The organism is Actinophytocola sp. (assembly GCF_036378875.1).
GTDB lineage: Bacteria > Actinomycetota > Actinomycetes > Mycobacteriales > Pseudonocardiaceae > Actinophytocola.
Map to the genome: position 1 here is coordinate 1 of NZ_DASUVO010000170.1, position 2,356 is coordinate 2,356.

3 protein-coding genes are annotated in these 2,356 nt (G+C 69.5%); all 3 read left to right on the forward strand.

Annotated elements, in window-relative coordinates; genetic code table 11:
• Positions 1 to 334: response regulator transcription factor (locus VF106_RS47810; RefSeq protein WP_330846772.1), on the forward strand; the 334-nt coding region annotated here is incomplete at its 5' end.
• A gap of 181 nt (positions 335 to 515) precedes the next feature.
• Positions 516 to 1,952, forward strand: coding sequence for a SagB/ThcOx family dehydrogenase (locus VF106_RS47815; protein ID WP_330846773.1), 1,437 nt, complete (start codon positions 516 to 518; stop codon positions 1,950 to 1,952).
• A 39-nt stretch (positions 1,953 to 1,991) separates the two neighbouring features.
• Positions 1,992 to 2,356: response regulator (locus VF106_RS47820; protein WP_330846774.1), on the forward strand; the 365-nt coding region annotated here is incomplete at its 3' end.

Genomic DNA, 2,356 nt, shown 5'->3' on the forward strand with positions numbered 1-2,356 from the left:
CCGCGCACTCTCCGCCAAGGTGACCGGCTTCATGCTCAAGGACGCACCAGCCGCACAACTCGCCGACGCCATCCGCAACGTCGCCGCCGGCCGACGCGTCGTCGACAGCCAACTCGCCATGGCCGCATGGGACAGCGCGGAATGCCCGCTGACCCCGCGGGAGATCGAGGTACTGCGCCTCACCGCCGAGGGCATGCAGGCCGTCGACATCGCGGGCCGGCTCTTCCTGTCGGTTGGCACGGTGCGTAACTACCTGACTACAATCATCAGCAAGCTGACCGCCCGCAACCGCGTCGACGCCATTCGCATCGCCCGGGACGCCGGCTGGCTCTGAACACCCAACTGTCCTCAGTGGACATAAGGCGGATGCCGGACGCACCTTGTGCGTCTCTCGCATCTCCCTGGACTCACGGCCGCCGCGCGCTCGCGGCGAGGGACGCCGTGGTGGGCGCGGTGGTACAACCGACGCAGTCCACAACCGTGTGCTGCGTGCGCACACGCCGAGGAGCGAGAAGTTGCGACCCGATGCCGGCGCGCCACCCCCGGATCACAGCCTCCCACTGTGGTCGTTTCGCGACGACGTGGCCATCGAGACGGGCAGGGACGGCGGCCTGACCGTCCTGACCCGATGGGGTGAGGTGCGCCTGGAAGACCCGGCGCCGGGCGTCGTGGACTTCCTCCAGCGTATGACCTACGGGCCGGTCGCGCTCGGCAACGCGGTCGACCTCGATGTTCGCGAGCTGCAGGAGAACCTCGCGCGGCTGCCGGGGTGCGTGGTCCACTCGCTCGGCCGCCCCGGCTCCTCGTCCCCGCTGCTGTCGGTCGTCCCGGTCTCGCCGAAGGGGTTGTTCGAGCTGCCGGACGGGAACGCGCTGGCCAGCACGACACGCATCCGCCTGTCCCGCTTCGCGTTCGTCCGCGACAAGGACGACGAGCTGCTGGTCGAGTCGCCGCTCGCGCACCACCACGTGGTGCTGCACCGCCCGCTCGCGTCGCAGGTGGTCGGCTCGCTTGGCCGCGCCACGACCAGCGCGGAGGTCGCGGCGGGTGTCAACCTGTCCAAGCCCATGGTCGTCGAGATCGTCGCCTACCTCGTCGGCGCCGGCATGGTGCTGCTCGGCGACGAGCACGGGTTCGGCGAGGACACCGACCCGAAGCTGCTCGCCTGGGCCCCGCACGACCTGCTGTTCCACTCGCGCAGCCGGCTGGGCCGCCACGACAACCCGGCCGGCGCGGCGTACAACCACGTCGCCACGTTGCCGCCGCTGCCGGTGGTCAAACCACTGCCGGAGGGCAGGCGGTTCCCGCTGTACCGCCCGGACCTCACCGCCCCGGCCACGTCCGAGATGTCGCTGTCCGACGCGATCGAGCACCGGCACTCCGTGCGCACGTTCGCGGACAAGGGCCCGAGCGCCGAGCAGATCGGCGAGCTGCTGTACCGCACGGCGCGGATCCGCTCGCAGCGCGAGGTCGCGGGCTCGGCGGACGTGCCGTACACGGTGTCCGAACGCCCGTACCCGAGCGCGGGCTCGCTCTACGAGCTGGACCTGTACCTCACGGTCGACCGCTGTGACGATCTACCGCGCGGGATCTACCACTACGACCCGGCCGACCACGCGCTGACGCTGATCAACGAGCGTGAGTCCGACGTCGAGGAGTTGCTCGCCGGCGCCACAGTACTCATCGGATCCTCCAAACCCCCGCTGCTCATCACGATGACGGCCAGGATGGGCCGACTGTCCTGGGTGTACGACAGCATCGCCTACGCCACCACTCTCAAGCACGTCGGCGTGCTGCAGCAGACCCTGTACCTCGTCGCCACGATGCTGGGACTCGCGCCGTGCGCGCTGGCCATGGGGGACAGCGAACTGGCCGCGAGCGCGTTCGGTCTCGACTGGCCGGCGGAGGTCAGTGTGGGTGAGTTCGTGGTGGGAGTTCCCGGCGACGCGTGATACAACGGGAGGTATATCGGCCCGGAGGGGGACGCCGGAATGATCAAAGTGCTGCTGGCCGAGGACATGCACATGGTCCGGGGAGCCCTTGTCGCGTTGCTCAACCTCGAGCCCGACATCGAGGTGGTCGCGGAAGTCGCCAACGGCAACGAGATCGTGCCCACCGCCCTGAAACACCGGCCTGACGTGGCGGTTCTGGACATCGACCTGCCCGGCAAGGATGGCCTCACCGCGGTTTCCGAGCTCCACGAGGCACTGCCCGGCATCCGCACGCTGATCCTCACCGGACTGTCCAGACCAGGCAACCTCCGCCGCGCACTCTCCGCCAAGGTGACCGGCTTCATGCTCAAGGACGCACCAGCCGCACAACTCGCCGACGCCATCCGCAACGTCGCCGCCGGCCG